At 53.1% G+C, this 22,786-nt stretch carries 19 protein-coding genes; 5 read left to right on the forward strand and 14 right to left on the reverse strand.

The features are described from left to right. Positions 1-69: 69 nt before the first annotated feature. Positions 70-1,455, reverse strand: coding sequence for a NarK family nitrate/nitrite MFS transporter (locus tag HV311_RS12000; RefSeq protein ID WP_047358146.1), 1,386 nt, complete (start codon positions 1,453-1,455; stop codon positions 70-72). A gap of 212 nt (positions 1,456-1,667) precedes the next feature. Next, positions 1,668-2,246, reverse strand: coding sequence for a TetR family transcriptional regulator (locus HV311_RS12005; protein ID WP_016153113.1), 579 nt, complete (start codon positions 2,244-2,246; stop codon positions 1,668-1,670). 117 nt (positions 2,247-2,363) lie between these two features. Between HV311_RS12005 and HV311_RS12010 the strand changes: the two genes are divergently transcribed. Then, the gene (locus HV311_RS12010) at positions 2,364-3,851 is read left to right on the forward strand and encodes an MFS transporter (RefSeq protein ID WP_191221131.1); all 1,488 of its coding nucleotides are present in this window, start codon (positions 2,364-2,366) and stop codon (positions 3,849-3,851) included. Here HV311_RS12010 and HV311_RS12015 read toward each other — a convergent pair whose 3' ends face one another. The 4 genes from HV311_RS12015 to yddG all read right to left on the reverse strand — a co-directional run bounded on the left by HV311_RS12015 (position 3,852) and on the right by yddG (position 8,010). Beyond that, on the reverse strand, positions 3,852-4,232 hold the full coding sequence (locus HV311_RS12015; RefSeq protein WP_087121860.1) for a GFA family protein: 381 nt from the start codon (positions 4,230-4,232) through the stop codon (positions 3,852-3,854). Positions 4,233-4,375: 143 nt separating this feature from the next. Then, the gene (ompD, locus tag HV311_RS12020) at positions 4,376-5,470 is read right to left on the reverse strand and encodes a porin OmpD (RefSeq protein ID WP_016156547.1); all 1,095 of its coding nucleotides are present in this window, start codon (positions 5,468-5,470) and stop codon (positions 4,376-4,378) included. A gap of 198 nt (positions 5,471-5,668) precedes the next feature. Continuing rightward, positions 5,669-6,649 (reverse strand): IS5-like element IS5 family transposase, encoded by a 981-nt coding sequence (locus tag HV311_RS12025; protein WP_064349473.1) that lies wholly within the window; start codon positions 6,647-6,649, stop codon positions 5,669-5,671. A gap of 479 nt (positions 6,650-7,128) precedes the next feature. Then, positions 7,129-8,010: an aromatic amino acid efflux DMT transporter YddG gene (gene yddG / locus HV311_RS12030; protein WP_016156546.1), complete on the reverse strand. Its 882-nt coding sequence runs from the start codon at positions 8,008-8,010 to the stop codon at positions 7,129-7,131. A 287-nt stretch (positions 8,011-8,297) separates the two neighbouring features. Here yddG and fdnG point away from each other — a divergent pair, with 287 nt between their 5' ends. The 3 genes from fdnG to fdnI are packed head-to-tail and all read left to right on the forward strand — an operon-like array spanning position 8,298 to position 12,892. Continuing rightward, positions 8,298-11,345 carry a formate dehydrogenase-N subunit alpha gene (fdnG, locus tag HV311_RS12035; protein ID WP_094169740.1) on the forward strand — a complete coding sequence of 1,016 codons (3,048 nt, stop codon included), beginning with the start codon at positions 8,298-8,300 and terminating at the stop codon, positions 11,343-11,345. 13 nt (positions 11,346-11,358) lie between these two features. Then, the gene (gene fdnH / locus HV311_RS12040; protein ID WP_016156544.1) at positions 11,359-12,243 is read left to right on the forward strand and encodes a formate dehydrogenase N subunit beta; all 885 of its coding nucleotides are present in this window, start codon (positions 11,359-11,361) and stop codon (positions 12,241-12,243) included. After that, complete coding sequence (gene fdnI / locus HV311_RS12045) at positions 12,236-12,892, forward strand: formate dehydrogenase-N subunit gamma (protein ID WP_016153106.1); 657 nt, start codon at positions 12,236-12,238, stop codon at positions 12,890-12,892. The genes fdnH and fdnI overlap by 8 nt, the downstream gene beginning before the upstream one ends. Before the next feature lie 139 nt (positions 12,893-13,031). Here the strand turns inward: fdnI and HV311_RS12050 are convergent, their stop codons facing one another. The 3 genes from HV311_RS12050 to sra all read right to left on the reverse strand — a co-directional run bounded on the left by HV311_RS12050 (position 13,032) and on the right by sra (position 17,074). Further along, complete coding sequence (locus tag HV311_RS12050; protein ID WP_046276369.1) at positions 13,032-14,747, reverse strand: ABC-F family ATP-binding cassette domain-containing protein; 1,716 nt, start codon at positions 14,745-14,747, stop codon at positions 13,032-13,034. Positions 14,748-15,056: 309 nt separating this feature from the next. Then, positions 15,057-16,754, reverse strand: a complete 1,698-nt coding sequence (gene maeA / locus HV311_RS12055; protein WP_191221132.1) for a malate dehydrogenase — start codon at positions 16,752-16,754, stop codon at positions 15,057-15,059. A gap of 179 nt (positions 16,755-16,933) precedes the next feature. Further along, on the reverse strand, positions 16,934-17,074 hold the full coding sequence (gene sra, locus HV311_RS12060) for a stationary-phase-induced ribosome-associated protein (protein WP_006684530.1): 141 nt from the start codon (positions 17,072-17,074) through the stop codon (positions 16,934-16,936). A gap of 227 nt (positions 17,075-17,301) precedes the next feature. On the opposite strand from sra, the gene HV311_RS12065 reads away from it, so the two are divergent. After that, complete coding sequence (locus HV311_RS12065) at positions 17,302-17,733, forward strand: OsmC family protein (protein WP_019076792.1); 432 nt, start codon at positions 17,302-17,304, stop codon at positions 17,731-17,733. Positions 17,734-17,780: 47 nt separating this feature from the next. Here HV311_RS12065 and HV311_RS12070 read toward each other — a convergent pair whose 3' ends face one another. Genes HV311_RS12070 through HV311_RS12090 form a run of 5 tightly spaced genes read right to left on the reverse strand, consistent with a single transcriptional unit; the run spans position 17,781 to position 22,786 of the window. Then, positions 17,781-18,551 (reverse strand): 3-hydroxybutyrate dehydrogenase, encoded by a 771-nt coding sequence (locus tag HV311_RS12070; RefSeq protein ID WP_047359111.1) that lies wholly within the window; start codon positions 18,549-18,551, stop codon positions 17,781-17,783. Between the two features lie 11 nt (positions 18,552-18,562). Then, entirely contained in the window at positions 18,563-19,957 is a 1,395-nt protein-coding gene (locus HV311_RS12075; RefSeq protein ID WP_196615732.1) for a GntP family permease, read from the reverse strand. A 43-nt stretch (positions 19,958-20,000) separates the two neighbouring features. After that, entirely contained in the window at positions 20,001-20,924 is a 924-nt protein-coding gene (locus tag HV311_RS12080) for a 3-hydroxyacyl-CoA dehydrogenase family protein (protein ID WP_016153099.1), read from the reverse strand. Further along, positions 20,914-22,119, reverse strand: a complete 1,206-nt coding sequence (locus HV311_RS12085) for an acetyl-CoA C-acetyltransferase (protein ID WP_191221133.1) — start codon at positions 22,117-22,119, stop codon at positions 20,914-20,916. Before HV311_RS12085 ends, HV311_RS12080 begins: the two co-directional genes overlap by 11 nt. A 10-nt stretch (positions 22,120-22,129) precedes the next feature. Next, positions 22,130-22,786: a CoA transferase subunit B gene (locus HV311_RS12090; RefSeq protein ID WP_016153097.1), complete on the reverse strand. Its 657-nt coding sequence runs from the start codon at positions 22,784-22,786 to the stop codon at positions 22,130-22,132.

The raw sequence follows: 22,786 nt of genomic DNA on the forward strand, positions 1-22,786 counted from the left end.
GGTAGGCCGGATGGCGGTTAACGCCTTATCCGGCCTATCGAACTGTCCGATCCTGCGGTATCCATTTTGTTATTTTTTTTGTGATTTACGGCCATAGACCAGCCAGGTCACCAGCACGCAGACGATGTAAAACACGAGGAATATTTTCATTGCGCCCACCGGAGAGCCAGTCAGCGCCAGCGATGAACCAAACGCTTTGGGGATGAAAAAGCCCCCCACAGCGCCAATAGCAGAGATGAATCCCAGCGCGGCAGCGGTATCGGTTACCGCCTCACGTTGGGCCTGTTCTTCAGTACCACCGTGCAGCTTGACCCGGTATATGGTGATTTTGCGAAAGATCACCGCGATCATCTGGAAGGTTGAGCCGCTTCCCAGACCCGCAGTCAGGAACAAGCCCATAAACACCAGGTAGAAGGCGACAAAGTTTCCTTCGCCTGACCCTGGCAGGGTGAGAAACAGCAGGGCGCTAAACAGCGCCATAAAGATGAAGTTAATTAACGTGACGCGCACACCACCGAATTTGTCAGAGATCACCCCACCTGCCGATCGCGCAAGAGCGCCGATGAAGGGGCCGAAGAACGCCAGTTGCAGGATATTCACGTCCGGGAACTGAGTTTTCGCCAGCATGGCAAAGCCTGCCGAAAAGCCGATAAATGAGCCGAAGGTGGCGAGATACAGCAGGCTTAATAGCCACAGATGAAAACGCTTGAGGACCGGCAACTGGGAAGCAATTGAGGCCTTCGAACTGGCAATATCGTTCATTCCCATGCCTGCTGCTAAGGTGGCTATCAGCAGTAACGGAACCCAAATCCATGCGGCATTGGCCAGCGACAATAACGAGCCGTCGGCTTGCGGTACGCCCTGTACGCCCAAAAAGGTAAAGATAGGCAGAAAGATCACCAGCGGCGCGATCAACTGCATCACGCTGACGCCAAGGTTGCCGAGACCACCGTTAACGCCTAATGCGCTGCCTTGTTTCGCTTTGGGGAAGAAAAAGCTGATATTACCCATGCTGGAGGCAAAGTTTGCGCCAGCAAAACCACACATCAGCGCAATGATAATAAATACGCCAAACGGAGTAGCGTTATTTTGCACGGCAAAACCGAGCCAGACGCAGGGAATAACCAGAATAATCGTGCTAAAAATGGTCCACCGGCGCCCACCAAATATAGGTACCATAAAGGAGTAGGGAACGCGCAATATTGCGCCAGAAAGAGAAGGCAATGCCGTTAATAAAAACAGTTGGTCAGTGGTGAAATTAAAACCAATTTTATTCAGATTGACGGCCACGGCGCTAAACAACATCCAGACGCAGAACGCCAGCAACAGACAACTTACTGATATCCAGAGGTTTCTACGTGCAATATGCTTACCTTTGTTTTCCCAAAAGGCGGGGTTCTCCGGTTTCCAGTCAGTTAAAAGATAACGATTATTTTTCTCATTTGATGCTGACATATTATTCTCCATGCCCATGCCGTTCATGAAAAAGAAATAAACGCACACAGCGCCGCGCGAGTTCTTTTTAGAAACTATTGAAAAGTTTTGGGAATATTGACTGAAAGAATAGATAAAAAAGCGCAATAACGCGGCGTGATGAGGGAATTACATGTTGCTTAAGTGTTACCAATTGTAAAATTAAAAGATGTATTATTAATTCATCTATAACATCAATTAACTAACTCTAACGTAATCATACGATCCAAATGGCGTTCGAATGCAGGGTCGGCCATTTCCTCAATGCCTAAGACATAGATGCCATCCAGGCCGCAAACCAATGCGATTAAGCGCCAGGCCACCTCGGCCGCATCCGGTATTGCTGAGAATTCACCTGCACTCTGTCCTTGAGTGATGATAGCGGCGGTTTCTTCATGCCACATCCGCATGGTTAGCAGGTAGGCGCTTTTGATTTCCGGATCTTTATCCGCCAGGACCTGCGCTTCGCGCCACAGTTTAATGTAGGGTTCGAACCCGCCATCTTCGCTGCCCAACATAGCATGCAGTCGTTCGCGGAAGCTGGCGTTATCACTGACCTGTTCGGCATCCAGAAGGGTCCGTATCAGTTGCACAAACGCGAGGGATTTTAACTCACCCGCAGAGGTAAAGTGATGGTGTACCTGCCCGGTGGACACCTGAGCTTCCGTGGCAATACGCCGCACCGTCATAGCAGTAAATCCTTCCTCAAGCGCGACACGCATGGCCGCTTGCAGAATAACTTCCCGACGTTCGTCCCGATTCAGATAGCTCATCTTTCCTCCTGTACCCGTATAGCACGCAGTCTAACAAAAAGTTGGACATACGTTCAAATTTCCGTAGGATCGCTAAAGCTGGACACGTGTCCAGTTTCAGTTTCGTTAGGGAGTTTTATGTTTCGTCAGTGGTTAACGTTAGTCATTATTGTACTGGTCTACATCCCTGTTGCGATTGATGCAACGGTGCTGCACGTTGCCGCGCCCACGCTGAGTATGACGCTGGGTGCCAGTGGTAACGAGCTGCTGTGGATCATTGATATTTATTCTCTGGTAATGGCCGGAATGGTATTGCCAATGGGCGCGCTGGGCGATCGTATTGGCTTTAAACGTCTGCTGCTGTTAGGGGGCGGAGTATTTGGTCTCGCATCGCTGGCCGCTGCCTTTGCCCACAGCGCGGGTTGGCTGATTGCCACTCGGGCCGTATTGGCGATTGGGGCGGCGATGATTGTTCCGGCAACGCTTGCGGGTATTCGCGCCACATTCGCTGAGCAACGGCATCGCAATATGGCGCTCGGTGTCTGGGCTGCCGTGGGTTCCGGCGGTGCGGCATTTGGCCCACTGGTTGGTGGAATGCTGCTGGAGCACTTCTACTGGGGATCCGTGTTCTTAATTAATGTGCCGATTGTCCTGGTGGTAATGGCCTTAACCGCACGTTTAGTGCCGCGCCAGGCCGGACGTCGCGATCAGTCGTTAAATTTCGGTCATGCGGTAATGTTGATTGTCGCCATTCTGCTGCTGGTTTACAGCGCTAAAACCGCGCTGAAAGGGCATACGGCGACCGCTGCCATTGCGTTGACGCTGTTAACCGGCGCGTTACTGTTGTGGCAGTTTGTCCGCATTCAGCTCGCTGCTTCCCGCCCGATGATTGATATGCGGCTGTTCACGCATCGTATCATCTTAAGCGGCGTTGTGATGGCGATGACCGCGATGATAACTCTGGTGGGTTTCGAGTTACTGATGGCTCAGGAGCTACAGTTTGTTCATGGTTTAACACCGTATCAGGCGGGACTGTTTATGCTGCCGGTGATGCTGGCAAGCGGCTTCAGCGGACCCATTGCCGGTATGCTGGTGTCACGCCTGGGATTACGTTGTGTGGCAACGGCGGGTATGGCGCTTAGCGCCGTCAGTTTTTACGGCCTGGCGATGACAGATTTCAGTACTCAGCAGATTCAAGCCTGGATATTAATGGCTTTGCTCGGTTTCAGCGCCGCCAGTGCGCTGCTGGCCTCAACGGCGGCTATCATGGCGGCAGCCCCGGCAGAAAAAGCCGCAGCTGCGGGCGCCATTGAGACAATGGCTTATGAACTGGGGGCCGGGCTTGGGATCGCTATCTTTGGTTTGTTGTTGAGCCGCAGCTTTTCAGCCTCGATTCTGCCGCCTGTCGGACTTAACCCACAGGAGATAGAACGAGCCTCATCGTCAATGGGTGAGGCGGTGCAGCTGGCACATTCGCTCCCGTCGTCGCTGAGTGAGGCGTTGCTGTCGGCTGCTAAAGAAGCTTTTACCTGGTCGCACAGCGTGACCTTAAGCAGCGCCGGCAGCATGCTTATCGTATTAGCGGTAGGAATGTGGTTCAGTCTGGCAAAGGTACAGCGTCAATAACTAATGGGCTAAATGACAGGGGTAATCCATCTCTTCGACTTCTTTCCCACTCAGTCGAGCGTATTGCCCCGTCAGCCTCCAGAACGCAGGCTGTGTTTCCGTATAGATCTCTGCCGCTAAAACCAGGCGGCGGCGATCCACCTCATTCAGCTCCAGCAGCGTCCACGGCACAAAATAACGATCGCTGCCCGTTAGGGTAAACCACAGCGGGCACCCGCAACCGGAACAGAAAAAACGTTCACCACGATTTGAAGATGGGAAGTGCGAAGGTTCTGCTGAATCTGGCGACATCAGCGGCTGAGCGCTGGCTTCCAGATACATAGCGATGCCACCTGACCACTTCTGGCACAGCGTACAATGACAGGCATAGACATCCAGCATTTCGACGTCGACGGTAAAATGACTCTGCCCGCAAAGACAACGACCAGTGAATGTCTGCACGGCATACTCCTTATGACCGAGTCTACATTAAGAGAAAAAGCCAGCCCTGGAAGGACTGGCTTTGTATTCAGACTACAACAAAATTAGAACTGGTAGTTCAGACCAACAGCAACGATGTTGTCGGTGCTTACACCGGCAGCTTTTGTGAAGTTGTTGTCATCCAGCAGGTTGATTTTGTAATCAACGAAGGTGGACATGTTTTTGTTGAAGTAGTAGGTAGCACCCAGGTCTACGTATTCAACCAGATCCTGGTCGCCGTAACCGTTGATGTCTTTACCTTTAGACTTCAGGTAAGCAACGGACGGACGCAGACCGAAGTCGAACTGGTACTGAGCAACAGCTTCAAAGTTCTGTGCTTTATTTGCAATACCGATGATCTCAGTACCGTTAACAGTACCACCAAAGGTAGTCATGTTACGGGTTTCGGAGTAGGTGGTTGCCAGGTAGATGTTGTTCGCATCGTATTTCAGGCCAGCAGCCCAAACTTCAGCGTTCTTACCGTCAGCTTTGAACTGACCGCTGTGGTTGTTCTGGGAGTCAGTACGGTCAGATTTCGCATAGGCTGCACCTACGCCGAAGCCTTCGTACTCATAGGTAGTAGACAGACCGAAGCCGTCGCCGTTAGCTTCTTTGTCGTCGCTACGATCGTTTTTACCCTGGTACTGCAGGGCAAAGTTCAGACCTTCGACCAGACCGAAGAAGTCGGTGTTACGGTAGGTTGCAACGCCAGTAGTACGGCCAGTCATGAAGACATCACTCTGGGTCCAGGTATCGCCACCGAACTCTGGCAGGACGTCGGTCCATGCGCCGATGTCGTAAGCTACGCCGTAGTTACGACCGTAGTCGAAAGAACCGTATTCAGCGAATTTCAGACCAGCGAATGCCAGACGGGTTTTATCTTTGTCGGAACCCTGATTTTCAGAACGGTTGCCTTTAAATTCATATTCCCACTGACCGAAACCAACCAGTTGGTCGTTGATCTGAGTTTCGCCTTTGAAGCCCAGACGCGCGTAAGTTTTGTCGCCATCGCTGCCGGTATCGTCAGAGAAGTAGTGCTGAGCGTGAACTTTACCGTACAGGTCCAGTTTGTTTGCGTCTTTGTTATATACCTCAGCTGCGTTTACCGCACCTGCCGCCAACAGGCTAGTCACTGCCACTGCAACTAATTTAAGTTTCATTCTAAATAATCCTTATAATTATTTCTTGGTGTGTTTCCTAAACCATTGCTAAGGAAGGTGCGAATAAGCGGGGAAATTCTTCTCGGCTGACTCAGTCATTTCATTTCTTCATGTTTGAGCCGATTTTTTCTCCCGTAAATGCCTTGAATCAGCCTATTTAGACCGTTTCTTCGCCATTTAAGGCGTTATCCCCAGTTTTTAGTGAGATCTCTCCCACTGACGTATCATTTGGTCCGCCCGAAACAGGTTGGCCAGCGTGAATAACATCGCCAGTTGGTTATCGTTTTTCAGCAACCCCTTGTATCTGGCTTTCACGAAGCCGAACTGTCGCTTGATGATGCGAAATGGGTGCTCCACCCTGGCACGGATGCTGGCTTTCATGTATTCGATGTTGATGGCCGTTTTGTTCTTGCGTGGATGCTGTTTCAAGGTTCTTACCTTGCCGGGGCGCTCGGCGATCAGCCAGTCCACATCCACCTCGGCCAGCTCCTCGCGCTGTGGCGCCCCTTGGTAGCCGGCATCGGCTGAGACAAATTGCTCCTCTCCATGCAGCAGATTACCCAGCTGATTGAGGTCATGCTCGTTGGCCGCGGTGGTGACTAGGCTGTGGGTCAGGCCACTCTTGGCATCGACACCAATGTGGGCCTTCATGCCAAAGTGCCACTGATTGCCTTTCTTGGTCTGATGCATCTCCGGATCGCGTTGCTGCTCTTTGTTCTTGGTCGAGCTGGGTGCCTCAATGATGGTGGCATCGACCAAGGTGCCTTGAGTCATCATGACGCCTGCTTCGGCCAGCCAGCGATTGATGGTCTTGAACAATTGGCGGGCCAGTTGATGCTGCTCCAGCAGGTGGCGGAAATTCATGATGGTGGTGCGGTCAGGCAAGGCGCTATCCAGGGATAACCGGGCAAACCGACGCATGGAGGCGATTTCGTACAGAGCATCTTCCATCGCGCCATCGCTCAGGTTGTACCAATGCTGCATGCAGTGAATGCGTAGCATGGTTTCCAGCGGATAAGGTCGCCGGCCATTACCAGCCTTGGGGTAAAACGGCTCGATGACTTCCACCATGTTTTGCCATGGCAGAATCTGCTCCATACGGGACAAGAAAATCTCTTTTCTGGTCTGACGGCGCTTACTGCTGAATTCACTGTCGGCGAAGGTAAGTTGATGACTCATGATGAACCCTGTTCCATGGCTCCAGATGACAAACATGATCTCATATCAGGGACTTGTTCGCACCTTCCCTAAACGAAGGGGTTCGTCAATGGCAAACCATTTTTAAATGACGCAGTGGTATAAGTTCAATAATAAGTTTCATAATATTGCGAAATATTTGAAGTTGTGTGATCCAGATCTACATAATATAGCTGATTGTATTAATCTTAATATGTGACAGATCGGAATGGGTATATTTACATGGGGAACTATTGTGCAGGCTATGATTTAAATGGCGTTAGTTTCTCAGGTGTAATATATACATGTGAAGAGATATAGATGACCGAGTAATACTTTCGGGTGTTAATTAATTTCCATATATTTAACATTTAATTAAACAAATATAAACATAAACCGCAGTGGAATGAACAATTATTATTCATTAAATTGTCTAAAGTATAGCCGGATTTTATTTGTTTGTGATAAAACCCGACTTTTTTTCAGGCACGGCGCGTTGCCAGCCAGCAAAGCAGAGACCCCGCGCAGACCATCAGCGCTCCTTGCCAGAAGGATAGTGACAGCGGGGCGCTGAGCAACACTGCGGCCAGCGCAGAGGAGAGCACCGGAGTAAAATAAGACCCGACGGCCATAACGGTCACGTTGCCATGCAAAATGCCAATATTCCACGCGGCATAGGCAAATCCTAACGTTAATGCTGCAGTGAACATTTTAATCGTCACCGAAGTGCTGAAAACCATTTCCGGTTGAGGCGTAATAAAATAGTAAACCCACAAACTTGCCGCCGTTAGTAAAACGAACACGGTGATGCCGTTAAAACCTTTTGCATATTTATTGGTCACCGTGCAATACGTTGCCCAGATAAAAGCGCCGAGAAAGGCGAGGAAATAGCTAAGCGGACTGCTGGCAACATTACTGATAATTTCTCCAGGATTGAGGCCGTTTTCGCCCCCCAACACCCAACAAACCCCGGTCAATGCGATGATTAATCCGGGAATCACCAACCAGGTTGTTTTTTGGCCATTAAATAAGATGGCGAATAATATTGTCAGACTTGGCCAGAGATAATTGACCATACCCACTTCAATAGCCTGGTGACGAGTGGCGGCATAGCCGAGGGCCAGCGCTAAGCATATTTCATAGCTAACAAAAAGCACGCTACCGGCGATTAAATATCGCACAGGAATTTTTCTGATATTTGGGAATCCGACGGTAAATATCAGTAACAGGCCGCTTAATGTAAAAATCATCGCCGCGCCGCCTGCCGGCCCCAGTCCTTCGCTTACCCCACGAATAAGCCCGACCATCGTGCTCCAGAGCACGATGGCAATAAGCCCAATTAACGTTGCTTTTTGTTTTGTCATGCTGATTGTCTGTCCATGGTACTGGCAAAAATTAAGCTGAAATGTATAGCATCTTTACACCGTAGCGCGCTAATTAATTCCCTTTTGTCTACTTCCTTATGGGTACAAAGGTTAAGCGAAGTGCACTATTTAGTAGCGGAACCGTTTCGTTATTGATTTGACGCAAAAAAAATATGGATATAGCTGATAGTTTCGTCGCGAAGTTGTACATGTCATCTTTCAATCATGCCGTGCTGGCGCAATTTGAGAGATTTCCTGTACGAATCCCTGCAAAAAAGAGGAAAGCAATGGACGTCAGCCGCAGACAATTTTTTAAAATCTGCGCGGGCGGTATGGCGGGAACAACAGTAGCCGCTCTGGGTTTTGCACCCAAAATGGCACTGGCTCAGGCGCGAAACTATAAGCTGTTGCGCGCCAAAGAGATCCGAAACACCTGCACATACTGTTCCGTAGGTTGCGGGCTATTAATGTATAGCCTGGGAGATGGAGCAAAAAACGCCAAAGAGTCGATTTACCATATTGAAGGGGATCCGGATCATCCGGTGAGCCGTGGGGCATTATGCCCTAAGGGCGCAGGATTACTGGATTACGTGCACAGTGAAAACCGTCTGCGTTACCCGGAATATCGCGCTCCAGGCTCCGACAAATGGCAGCGTATCAGCTGGGATGAGGCTTTCACCCGTATCGCGAAGCTGATGAAAACTGACCGCGACGCCAACTTTATTGAGAAGAATGAGCAGGGCGTAACGGTAAACCGCTGGCTTTCTACCGGGATGCTCTGCGCATCTGCGGCAAGTAATGAAACCGGCATGCTGACGCAAAAATTTGTGCGCTCACTCGGCATGCTGGCAGTAGACAACCAGGCACGCGTCTGACACGGACCAACGGTAGCAAGTCTTGCTCCAACATTTGGTCGCGGTGCGATGACCAACCACTGGGTTGATATTAAAAACGCCAACGTCGTGATGGTGATGGGCGGTAACGCCGCTGAAGCACATCCGGTGGGATTCCGCTGGGCGATGGAAGCTAAAAACAACAATGATGCTACGCTAATTGTTGTTGACCCCCGTTTTACACGTACAGCCTCGGTAGCGGATATTTACGCGCCAATTCGTTCCGGCACGGACATTACGTTCCTGTCCGGCGTCTTGCTGTATCTGATTGAAAACAACAAAATCAACGCTGAATACGTTAAGCATTACACCAACGCCAGCCTGCTGGTGCGTGATGATTTTGCTTTCGAAGACGGCCTGTTCAGCGGTTACGACGCGAAAAAACGCCAATACGATAAATCGTCCTGGAACTACCAGTTCGATGAAAACGGCTACGCGAAACGCGATGAAACGTTAAGCCATCCTCGCTGTGTCTGGAATCTGCTAAAACAGCACGTTTCCCGCTACACGCCGGATGTGGTGGAAAACATCTGCGGTACGCCAAAAGAAGACTTCCTGAAAGTTTGCGAAGTGCTGGCTTCCACCAGCGCAGCGGATCGCACCACCACGTTCCTGTATGCGCTGGGCTGGACACAGCATACCGTCGGGGCGCAGAACATCCGTACCATGGCCATGATCCAGTTGCTGCTCGGCAACATGGGGATGGCAGGTGGCGGGGTCAACGCTTTACGCGGTCACTCCAACATTCAGGGTTTAACCGACTTAGGGCTGCTCTCTACCAGTCTGCCAGGCTACCTGACGCTGCCGTCAGAGAAACAGGCCGATCTGCAAACCTATCTGGCTGCTAACACGCCAAAAGCGACGTTGGCCGATCAGGTGAACTACTGGGGCAACTACCCGAAATTCTTCGTCAGCCTGATGAAATCTTTCTACGGCAATGCGGCGCAGAAAGAAAACGACTGGGGCTTTGAGTGGCTGCCGAAGTGGGATCAGTCCTACGACGTCATCAAATACTTCAACATGATGGATAGCGGGAAAGTCACCGGCTACATCTGTCAGGGCTTTAACCCGGTCGCGTCCTTCCCGGACAAAAACAAAGTGGTGCAGTGCCTGAGCAAACTGAAGTATCTGGTGATTATCGATCCGCTGGTGACCGAAACCTCTACGTTCTGGCAGAACCACGGCGAATCAAACGACGTTGATCCGGCTTCTATTCAGACCGAAGTCTTCCGTTTGCCATCCACCTGCTTTGCGGAAGAGGACGGCTCCATCGCCAACTCCGGTCGCTGGCTGCAGTGGCACTGGAAAGGTCAGGATGCCCCGGGTGAAGCCCGCAACGACGGCGAAATTCTGGCCGGTATTTATCACCGTCTGCGCGACATGTATCGCACTGAAGGCGGTAAAGCCGTAGAACCCGTGCTGAAAATGAGCTGGAACTATAAGCAGCCGGACGAACCGCACTCCGAGGAAGTGGCAAAAGAGAACAACGGCTATGCGCTGGAAGATCTCTATGATGCCAACGGTGTGCTGGTTGCGAAGAAAGGCCAGTTACTCAGCAGCTTTGCGCTTCTGCGCGATGATGGGTCTACGTCATCGTCCTGCTGGATTTATACCGGTAGCTGGACCGAGCAGGGCAACCAGATGGCCAATCGCGATAACGCCGACCCGTCAGGTCTCGGTAATACGCTGGGCTGGGCCTGGGCATGGCCGTTAAACCGTCGCGTGCTGTATAACCGCGCTTCGGCGGACCCGCAAGGTAAGCCATGGGATCCAAAACGCATGCTGATCCAGTGGAACGGCACGAAATGGACGGGGAACGATATCCCGGACTTCAACACCGCAGCACCGGGCAGTGGCACCAATCCGTTTATTATGCAGCCGGAAGGGCTGGGTCGTCTGTTCGCTATCGATAAGATGGCGGAAGGTCCGTTCCCGGAACACTACGAGCCGATGGAAACGCCGCTGGGTACGAACCCGCTGCATCCGAACGTGATCTCCAACCCGGCAGCGCGTCTGTACGAAGCGGATAAGTTACGCATGGGCACGAAACAGGACTTCCCGTACGTCGGGACGACCTATCGTCTGACCGAACATTTCCATACCTGGACCAAGCACGCATTGCTGAATGCGATTGCCCAGCCAGAGCAGTTTGTGGAAATCAGCGAAACGCTGGCGGCAGCGAAGGGGATCTCCAACGGCGATCACGTCAAAGTTAGCAGCAAGCGTGGATTTATTCGCGCAGTTGCCGTGGTTACCCGTCGTCTGCGTACTCTGCACGTCAACGGTCAGCAGGTTGAAACGGTTGGGATCCCGATCCACTGGGGCTTTGAAGGAGTCGCGCGTAAAGGCTATATCGCCAACACCCTGACGCCGAATGTCGGTGATGCAAACTCGCAAACGCCGGAATACAAAGCGTTTTTAGTTAACATCGAGAAGGCGTAAGGGAGGCGAACATATGTCTATGGAAACGCAGGACATCATCAAACGGTCCGCAACAAACGCCATCACGCCGCCGCCTCAGGCCCGTGATTACAAAGCTGAGGTCGCGAAGCTGATCGACGTTTCCACCTGCATAGGCTGTAAGGCCTGTCAGGTGGCATGCTCAGAGTGGAATGATATCCGCGATGAAGTCGGCCACTGCGTCGGGGTGTATGACAACCCTGCCGATCTTAGCGCCAAGTCCTGGACGGTGATGCGGTTTACCGAAACCGAACAGAACGGCAAGCTCGAGTGGTTGATTCGTAAAGACGGCTGTATGCACTGTGAAGATCCGGGCTGCCTGAAGGCATGCCCGTCTGCCGGGGCTATCATCCAGTACGCCAACGGGATTGTTGATTTTCAGTCAGAGCACTGCATTGGCTGCGGCTACTGTATTGCCGGGTGTCCATTTAATATTCCGCGCCTCAATAAAGAGGATAACCGCGTGTATAAATGTACGCTGTGTGTGGACCGCGTCAGCGTCGGGCAGGAACCTGCCTGCGTGAAGACCTGTCCGACCGGGGCAATCCATTTCGGCACCAAGCAGGAAATGCTGGAAATGGGCGAACAGCGTGTGGCAAAACTGAAAGCACGTGGTTATGAACATGCCGGTGTCTACAACCCGGAAGGTGTGGGTGGCACGCACGTGATGTACGTTCTGCATCATGCCAACCAGCCGGAGCTGTATCACGGCCTGCCGAAAGAACCGCAGATCGATACCTCTATCAATCTGTGGAAAGGGGCGCTGAAACCGCTGGCCGCTGCCGGATTTATCGCCACCTTCGCCGGACTGATTTACCACTACATTGGTATCGGTCCGAATAAGGAAGTGGACGACGACGAGGAGGATCATCATGAGTAAGTCGAAAATGATTGTGCGCACGAAGTTTATCGACCGCGCCTGTCACTGGACGGTGGTGATCTGCTTCTTCCTGGTGGCGTTGTCGGGGATTTCGTTTTTCTTCCCGACTCTGCAATGGCTGACGCAGACCTTCGGTACGCCGCAGATGGGGCGCATTTTGCACCCGTTCTTCGGACTGCTGATCTTCGTGGCGCTGATGTTCATGTTTGTACGCTTCGTTCACCACAACATCCCGGATAAAAAAGATATCCCGTGGCTGAAAAACATTGTGGAAGTGCTGAAAGGCAATGAACACAAAGTGGCGGACGTGGGTAAGTACAATGCCGGACAGAAAATGATGTTCTGGTCGATCATGAGCATGATTTTCGTGCTGCTGATCACCGGCATCATTATCTGGCGTCCGTACTTTGCGCAGTTCTTCCCGATGCAGGTCGTGCGCTATAGCCTGCTTATCCATGCGGCTGCGGGGATTATCCTGATGCACGCCATCCTCATCCACATGTATATGGCATTCTGGGTGAAAGGATCGATTAAAGGCATGGTCGAAGGGAAAGTGAGCCGTCGCTGGGCGAAGAAACATCACCCACGCTGGTATCGCGAAGTTGAACGACAAGAAGCGAAAAAAGAGAGCGAGGAAGGGGTTAACTAACTCCTGACGTGCCCTGATAGTAATGGCGCTACACCTGTAGCGCCATTTTTTTGCCAAAAAAACGTCATGTTTCGATAAGCCGAATGACGGCCCTACACGCGCATTTTGCTGATGTAGGCCTGCCATCCGGCAATACGGTTTACTCCAGTTGTGAGTTCAGGCGCTCAATCTCCTCACGCCATTGCGCCTGTAACAGCGGCTTTTGATGTTTCGGCTTGCGGGCAAGATCGTCAGCCAGACGCTGCTCCAGCTCAAGAAGTTGTTCCAGCAATCCATCGCTGTCACCGCTTATTTCGACTCTCGCAACGACCACCGTTTTGGGAACGGTTATCTCCGAGGATGTTTCCCGAATACGCGCATTGACCGCGTCCAGATCGTGCCATTCACTGAGTTCGCCCTTGTCGATCAACCAAAACCGGTTACAGCTTTGGCTAATAAGCTGACGGTCGTGACTGACCAACAACACGCCGCCGTTATAGCTTTGCAGCGTTTCTGCTAACGCCTCTTTACCTTCCAGATCCAGATGGTTGGTCGGTTCATCGAGCATCAGCAGGCTGTAGCGCGCAAGCGTTAGCCCAACAAACAGCAGCCGGGAGCGCTCACCGCCACTTAGGGAACTGATCCGCTGCGCGTGACGAACCCACGGAAAACCCGCGCTAATCAGCGCCATTTTGCGGATATCAGGCTGCGGAGCAAACGGCTCCAGCGCGTCAAATAACGAATCGTTATCTGCGAGTTGGTGCAGCGTCTGGTCGTAATACCCCAACGTAACGCGCGGGTGCAACACCAGTGAAGGTGATGCCAGTTGTGAGTGAAACTGTTGCCAGATAAGCCTTAACAACGATGATTTCCCGCAACCGTTGCGCCCGACAATCGCCACGCGATCGCCGCTTTTTAACCGGAGACCGGCAATGGAAAACAGCGTATCAGCGTCGGGAGCAGGGGCCACGGACAGATTAGTCATCTCCAGCAAACGATCCGCACGCAGGGCATCTCCCTGCAATGTTAGTGTCCACTGACTTCCTGACGTCACTTCAGTCTGTACCTCTTTCAGGCGCTGTACCTGTTTTTCCATCTGCTTGGCCTTGCGGGAAAGATCTTCGTTGTCGTAGACCCGCCCCCAGGTAGCCAGCCGTTTGGCGCTGGCGGTCACCCGGTCTATCTCCTTTTGCTCAGCCTTATGGCGCAGAGCATCGCTGATGTCTCTTTCTGCCAGAGCTTGACGCGCTGCGCTACAGGGCAGATCGAAGGCATGAAGAGTTCGATCGCGCAGGATCCAGGTTCCGTGAGTCACCGCGTCTAACAGCTGCGGGTCGTGGGAAACCACCACAAAACTGCCAGACCAGTTTTGTAAGAACTGTTCCAGCCACAGTAATGTTGGCAGATCCAGGTGGTTACCCGGCTCATCCAGCAGCAGCAGGTCAGGGTTTCGCATCAGCGCCCGCGCCAATAACAGACGCGTGTGTTGGCCGCCGCTCAGCGTGTGTGCTGTCAGAGATAAATTCTCCGGCGTGAACCCCATTTCGGCGAGCAGTGCTTCAACTCGCCACTGCTGACCTGCGCGTTCATGCTCGGGCAATTGAGCCAGAACGGCTTCCTGCAGCGTGAGCGGCAGTATTTCGTCAGGGAGATGTTGTTCTACACGGGCGAGATGGCAGTGATTTGCCTGCGCGATAACCCCACTGGTCGGCGAAATTGTGCCATCGAGCAGTTTTAACAGCGTGCTTTTGCCGCAGCCGTTGTAACCGATAAGCCCGATGCGGTCGCCTTTTTTCAGGGTAAAGGAAAGATCGTCGAATAGCGTGCCGAATGCCGTATCAACGTGTAAGGATTGTGCGGTTAGTAATGTGCTCATTGTTGCTTACTCAAGAGTTACAGGCGTAAAAACGCCTCGTCAAACATCGCTGACGATAACCCGGTAAGCCCGAGAGAAGAGGATTTAGAAGTTAGCTTCGCTCAAGCAGAAGTTATCGCAGCACGATACCGATAACGCTTGAGCACTGGCGATCGCCAAAAGCATGTGAAACGATAAAACGTTCACAGTACAGCATAAGTATCCTCCTTATTATTTTCCAAATGTTAATCGATGGTGAAAGTGTAATCGTAAGTCACGCAGTCGCGCAAGTTCTGAGCGCCCGGCAGCAACGTGCCGCCGGGCAAACCGTCAGATAGAGGTACGACGGTAGTCGCGGTATTCTGCCTGCCAGAAATTATCGTCAATCGCCTGTTGCAATGCTTCGGCGGAGGTTTTCACCGCCACGCCTTGCTGCTGGGCCATTTTACCGACGGCAAACGCGATGGCGCGGGAAACGGTCTGAATATCTTTCAGCTCAGGTAACACCAGTCCTTCGCCGTTGAGCACCAGCGGTGAATACTGCGCCAGCGTTTCACTGGCCGACATCAGCATTTCATCGGTGATACGCGATGCGCCAGAAGCAATTACCCCCAGACCAATTCCCGGGAAGATATAGGCATTGTTACATTGGGCAATGGGATAGATTTTCTCTTTCCACAGTACCGGTGTGAACGGGCTACCGGTCGCAACCAGCGCGTTACCCTCGGTCCAGGCGATAATATCCTGTGGCGTGGCTTCTACGCGGGAAGTCGGGTTAGACAGCGGCATGACGATCGGACGCGGGCAATGCTTATGCATTTCGCGAATGATCTCTTCGGTAAACAGGCCGGTCTGTCCGGAAACACCAATCAGGATGTCCGGCTTAACGTTGCGTACCACATCGAGTAACGACAGCACATCTTCTTGCGTATCCCAGTGCTGCAGATTTTCGCGTTTTTGCACCAGTTTGGTCTGGAAAGAGAGTAGGTTCGGCATCTTATCGGTTAACAGGCCGAAGCGATCGACCATAAACACGCGTTGACGCGCCGCTTCTTCGCTTAAACCTTCACGCTGGATTTGCGCGATGATCTGCTCGGCAATTCCGCAACCGGCGGAACCTGCCCCGAGGAAGACAATGTTCTGTTCGCTTAACTGGCTACCGGCCGCACGGCTGGCCGCAATCAGCGTGCCAACGGTTACCGCAGCGGTACCCTGAATATCGTCGTTAAACGAGCAAATTTCATCGCGATAGCGGGTCAACAGCGGCATGGCGTTTTTCTGTGCGAAGTCTTCAAACTGCAACAGCACATCCGGCCAGCGATGCTTCACGGCCTGGATGAATTCATCGACAAATTCGTAGTATTCATCATCGGTGATACGCGGATTACGCCAGCCCATATACAGCGGATCGTTGAGCAGTTGCTGGTTGTTGGTTCCGACGTCCAGTACCACCGGCAGGGTGTAGGCCGGACTGATCCCACCACACGCGGTATACAGCGACAGTTTACCGATTGGAATACCCATCCCGCCGATCCCCTGATCGCCAAGACCCAAAATACGTTCCCCATCGGTGACAACGATGACCTTGATATTGTGGTTAGGAACGTTTTGCAGGATATCGTCCATATTGTGGCGGTTCTGATAAGAGATAAACACGCCGCGCGCGCGACGATAAATCTCGGAGAAACGCTCACAGGCCGCGCCGACCGTTGGGGTATAGATAACTGGCATCATCTCATCAAGGTGATTATGCACCAGCCGGTAAAACAGGGTTTCGTTGGTGTCCTGGATGTTGCGCAGGTAAATATGTTTATCGATTTCGGTTTTGAATCCCTGATATTGGATCCAGGCGCGTTCAGCCTGTTCTTCAATCGTCTCGACCACTTCCGGCAGTAACCCCAGCAGGTTGAAGTTACGGCGTTCTTCCGCACTGAAAGCACTCCCTTTATTCAGTAAAGGGAATTCCAGCAGAACCGGGCCAGCGTAGGGGATGTAAAGGGAACGCAGTTTTTTAGTTTCGTTTTCCATGTCACTCACTCTTTTTTGAATAACCGTCCCTGGCACTCTTTATGATCGTATGTGGCCTGTCCGCCAGGGAAACGGCCGAAGTATAAAGCATTGTGAATGGGTTAAGGGGTTTTATAAGCAAAAACACCACTGCGGTTGCAATGGTGTTTATCTCGTTATTCAGTCAGACGTGCGAAAGGCTATTTGCCGTCAGCGCGGCGCTTTCTTCCGGTAGGATTATTGACCACGTTGGTTTTGTCACCTTCGGTCACGACTTTGCGTTGATTTGAGATTTTGTGGTCCAGTCCGAGAATATGACGGGCCTGACGGTTCGATTTCATTCTAACTCCTTAATCCTGTTACTGGTTTCAAGGGCGAGTCCGTATGAGAACGGACGAAATACAACCTGATAGAAAGCCGATGTTAAAAATAGCGGCTTTCTGGATGGTCGGTCATTTCAGCTGAAAGGTCAATGCTTAAGCGGCAAATGAGAACTATCCCGTATGTGCCATGCTTTTTCTCAGCCGTCCTATACTTGTAACTCCAACGACAACACAGGAGAGCGGTAATGACTATCCATAAGAAAGGTCAGGCACACTGGGAAGGCGACATTAAGCGCGGTAAAGGTACCGTGTCGACCGAAAGTGGGGTGTTGAATCAGCAACCGTATGGGTTTAATACCCGATTTGAAGGGGCGAAAGGCACCAATCCTGAAGAGTTGATTGGCGCGGCGCATGCAGCCTGCTTCTCAATGGCGCTTTCGCTCATGCTGGGCGAAGCGGGTTTTACCCCAGATGCCATTGATACCACTGCCGATGTTTCTCTGGATAAAGTGGATGCCGGATTTGCTATCACCAAAGTCGCGCTACACAGTCAGGTGAGCGTCCCGGGGATAGATGCCGCCACGTTTGACGGCATCATCCAGAAAGCAAAAGCCGGCTGCCCGGTATCACAGGTACTGAACGCGGAAATTACGCTGGATTATCAGTTAAAATCGTAAAGAAGGTGTGCCGGATGCGACGGGGTCTTATCCGGCACCAGATATCTTTATTGCGCCACCCAGCCGCCATCCATATTCCACGCCACACCACGCACCTGCGACGCCCCGTCTGAGCACAAAAATAGCGCAAGCTCACCCAACTGTTGCGGCGTGACAAATTCGCGCGACGGCTGTTTTTCCGCCAGCAGGGCGTCACGCGCAGCGTCAGGCTCAGCGCCTTCGGCAATACGTTTATCGATTTGCTGCTGGACCAACGGCGTAAGCACCCAACCGGGGCACAGCGCATTGCAGGTGATACCCGTCTGCGCGGTCTCCAGCGCAATGGTTTTGGTTAATCCCACCACGCCGTGCTTCGCCGCCACATAGGCGGATTTCTCTTTTGAGGCCACCAGACCATGAACTGAAGCGATATTGATGATGCGTCCCCAGTTACGCGTACGCATGCCGGGAAGCGCCAGGCGCGTGGTGTGAAAGACAGAAGAGAGGTTAATGGCGATAATCGCGTTCCATTTATCAACCGGGAAGGTCTCCACCGGTGAAACATGCTGGATCCCGGCATTGTTGACCAGAATATCCACACCGCCAAATTCACTATCGGCATAGCGCATCATATCGGCAATTTGCGCTTCATCGCTCAGGTCCGCGCCATGATAGCCTGGCGTTTTGCCATACTGCGCAATGGCATCTTTGGCGGCTTCCACATCACCAAATCCGTTAAGGATCAGGGTTGCGCCCGCTTGCGCCAGCACCTGTGCGATGCCTAATCCAATACCGCTGGTAGAGCCGGTAACCAGAGCGGTTTTTCCCGTTAAGTTCATGATGATTCTCCTTAAACAATTCCGGTGGTGTAGAAGACGCCGATAACAAACAGCACGGCCAGACTTTTAATTACGGTAATGGCGAATATCCCGCCGTACGCCTGACGATGGCTAAGACCGGTTATGGCCAGCAGGGTAATGACCGCACCGTTATGTGGCAGGGTATCCATACCACCACTGGCCATTGACGCCACACGGTGGAAGACCTCGAGGGGAATATTGGCGGCATGGGCGGCGGCAATAAAAGTGTCAGACATGGCGGCGAGGGCAATACTCATCCCGCCAGACGCCGAGCCGGTGATCCCGGCAAGCGTGGTGATGCTGATAGCCTCATTGAGCAGCGGGTCGGGAATGGCCGCCAGCGCTTTTGACAGCACGAGGAAACCTGGCAGGGCGGCGATCACTGCGCCAAAACCGTATTCTGATGCGGTGTTCATGGCCGCGAGGATCGCACCGCCAACCGCCGTTCGGCTCCCTTCCGCCAGGCGACCTTTAATGTTGCGATAGCCGAAGAGCACCACCAGCAGGATCCCAGAAATCAGCGCCGCTTCTACCGCCCAGATAGCGGTGATTTTACCAACTTCGGTGGTAATCGGTTTGGCAAGGCCCGGAAGTTCCAGTTGATGCGTAGCGCCATACCATTGCGGGATCCAGTGGGTAAATAGTAGGTTAAAAACGCCAACCAGGATCAGCGGAGAGATAGCAATTATCGGGTTCGGCAGGTTAATGTTATCCGGCGTTTCCGGCTCGTTTAACAGTTCAGTGCCATACCCTTCATTCTTTGCCTGCGCTTTACGACGCTGGCGCTCGAGATAAACCAGACCGACAACGATGATAAACAGAGAGCCGATCAAACCCAGCCAGGGCGCGGCCCAGGCGTTAGTTCCAAAGAAGCTCGTCGGAATAATGTTCTGGATCTGCGGCGTGCCTGGCAGAGCGTCCATGGTGAAGGAAAACGCGCCCAGCGCAACGGTGGCTGGGATCAGGCGCTTCGGAATATTACTCTGACGGAACAGCTCCGCCGCAAATGGATACACCGCAAATGCCACCACGAACAGCGATACGCCGCCGTAGGTCAACAGCGCACACACCAGCACAATCACAGGGATGGCGTGACGACGCCCGAGAATGTTGATGGCGGCGGCAACGATGGAGCGAGAAAAACCCGATAACTCGATTAACTTGCCAAACACAGCGCCCAGTAAGAACACCGGGAAGTAAAGCTTCACAAAACCGACCATTTTTTCCATAAATAGGCCGGTGAAGGCAGGGCCGACGGCGCTGGGTTCGGTGAGCAATACAGCACCTAATGCCGCGATGGGGGCAAACAGGATGACGCTATATCCGCGATAGGCTGCCAGCATCAGCAGGCCCAACGCTGCCAGGGCGATTAATACACTCATCATGACTCCTCAATATCATTGTTATAGTGGGGTACAGAAAGAGAAGTTACGGTTTCAGGGCAAAGCGCAGCTGATGCTCTCTGCGTTGCTGGATATATTCTTTGCGCGAATCATCCCAGCGATAAAATCCCTGGCCGCTGCGCAAACCGGTATCACCGTTAGCCACCTTGTCAGCGACCAGAGACATCATGTCGCTCCCGGTTGCCAGCTCCGGTAGCAGATGCCGACAAATGTCCTGTACCGTAGAAAGTCCGGTCATATCCGCCGCCTCCAGCGGACCGACCATCGCATAGCGACGACCGAGCGAGGCGCGCATTACCTGATCCACCACCTCTGCGCTGGCGATCCCGCTTTTTACGATATGCAACGCTTCACGCAGCAGAGCGAACTGCAGGCGATTACCGACAAACCCCGGCGCAGCGCGGTCGAGCACGACGGCTTCCAGCTGCATCGAAAGCAGCAGCTGTTGCAGTTCCTGCAGATATTCCGGCTTCGTGGCCGTGCCGGGTACAATCTCAACCAGTGGAATAAAATGCGGCGGGTGCCAGAAATGGGCGATTAACAACCGCTCAGGATGGGCGAGCTTCTCTGCCAGCGCATCCGGCGGCAGGCCGCTGGTGTTACTGGCAATGACGGCCTCAGGCGCGATCAGTGCTTCCAGTTGAGCATACAACGCGTGCTTGAGTTCGAGTCGCTCCGGGATGGCTTCGATCAGTAACCCGCACGCGGCAATATCGTGCAGCGAGGTAGTACCATGCAGACGACTCACAGCCTGTTCTTTGTCGTTTTTAGGAAACTGTTCGGTGGCAATCAGTTCATCCAGAATACCGCTGGCAACTGCGCCAATGTCTGCAATACGGTTGCTATCGGTGTCGTACAGCCAGACATCGTGACCATAACGGACGAAGTGGGTGGCAATACCGACACCCATTAAACCCGCGCCCAGTACGCAGATATGCTTACTTTTCATGAGATACCTCCTGCGGGCGCTCAACCGCCAGCGCCACACCCTGACCGCCGCCTACGCACAGCGTAGCCAGCCCTTTGGCTGCGTTACGGCGGGCCATTTCGTGCAGCAAAGTCACCAGAATTCGGCAACCTGACGCGCCAATGGGATGGCCCAGCGCAATCGCGCCGCCGTTTACGTTCACCCGATTGCTGTCCCAGTTCAGGGATTCGCCAACCGCCAGCGCTTGCGCGGCAAAGGCTTCGTTGGCTTCAATGAGATCGACATCATTCAACGTCCAGCCAGCTCGCTTCAGGCACTGAAGTGATGCCTCTACCGGCCCAATACCCATAATCGCAGGGTCGACGCCGGAGACAGCGTAGCCCGCCACTCTGGCAAGAACCGGCAGATTGAGTTCTGCTGCTTTGGCGGCGCTCATCAACATCACTGCGGCGGCGCCATCGTTGATTGAAGAGGCATTCCCGGCGGTCACCGTGCCGTTACCTGGGCGAAACGCTGGTTTGAGCTGCGCCAGCTTTTCAGCCTGCGTATCCGGACGAGGCTGTTCGTCACGATCCACGACACGCGGCGGTTTTTTGCCCTGCGGGACGCTGACTGGCGTGATTTCCGCGCTAAAACGACCGGCTTCAATGGCGGCGGCCGCTTTTTGCTGTGAGCGCAGGGCAAAGGCGTCCTGCTGCTCGCGACCGATCACGAACTTATCCGCCAGATTTTCCGCGGTAATCCCCATGTGATAGTCGTTAAACGCATCCCACAGACCGTCATGCACCACGCTGTCTTTCATGCTGGCATGACCGAGCCGCAGTCCCGCCCGGGCGCCGTCGAGGAAATAGGGCGCATTGCTCATGCTCTCCTGCCCACCGGCAATCACAATTTGCGCATCGCCGCAGCGAATCGCCTGGACCGCCTGATGCACCGCCTTCATGCCCGAGCCGCACACCAGATTCAGGGTTAACGCGGGCGTGGTGAACGGCAGTCCTGCGCGTAACGCCGTTTGCCTGGCAGGGTTCTGGCCGCAGCCAGCCGTCAGAACCTGGCCGAAGATCACTTCATCAATTTGCTCAGGTGCCACGGCGGTTTTTTCCAGCAGCGAACGGATCACCACTGAACCTAGTTCAACCGCGGAAAGCGGCGCCAGCGCGCCATGAAAACTGCCAATTGGGGTGCGCGTCGCCGCGACAATAACAACATCCTGCATGGTCAGCTCCTCAGCTAAAGTGCATTTCGGGGACATTTTCGGGAACGATCAGCTTGCCGGCGGTTCTGGCGACTATCTCATCCACGCTGATACCCGGCGCTCGCTCGCGCAGAATGAACGCCCCATCGGCAATCTCCAGCAGCGCCAGATCGGTAAGCACGCGTTTAATACAGGCCACGCCGGTCAGCGGCAGGGTGCAGGCGGGAAGCAGTTTCGACTCGCCGCTTTTAGAGGCATGCGTCATCACCACGATGATGTTGTCGGCTCCGGCAACCAAATCCATCGCGCCGCCCATGCCTTTCACCATTTTTCCGGGGATCATCCATGAGGCGATATTGCCGTTAACATCCACTTCAAACGCGCCGAGCACCGTCAGGTCGACGTGACCGCCGCGGATCATGGCGAAGGATTGCGCCGAGTCGAAGATTGCCGCGCCTTTGCGCGCCGTCACGGTCTGTTTCCCGGCGTTGATCATGTCAGCATCAATTTCATCTTCCGTGGGAAACGGGCCCATACCCAGCAAGCCGTTTTCCGATTGCAGCATTACGTCCATGCCTTCAGGAATGTAGTTCGCCACCAGAGTAGGAATACCTATCCCAAGGTTGACGTAATAACCGTCTCGCAGTTCGCGGGCGACACGCATCGCCATTTGTTCACGCGTTAACAT

The organism is Citrobacter sp. RHBSTW-00881, from assembly GCF_013728515.1.
Lineage (GTDB): Bacteria > Pseudomonadota > Gammaproteobacteria > Enterobacterales > Enterobacteriaceae > Citrobacter > Citrobacter braakii.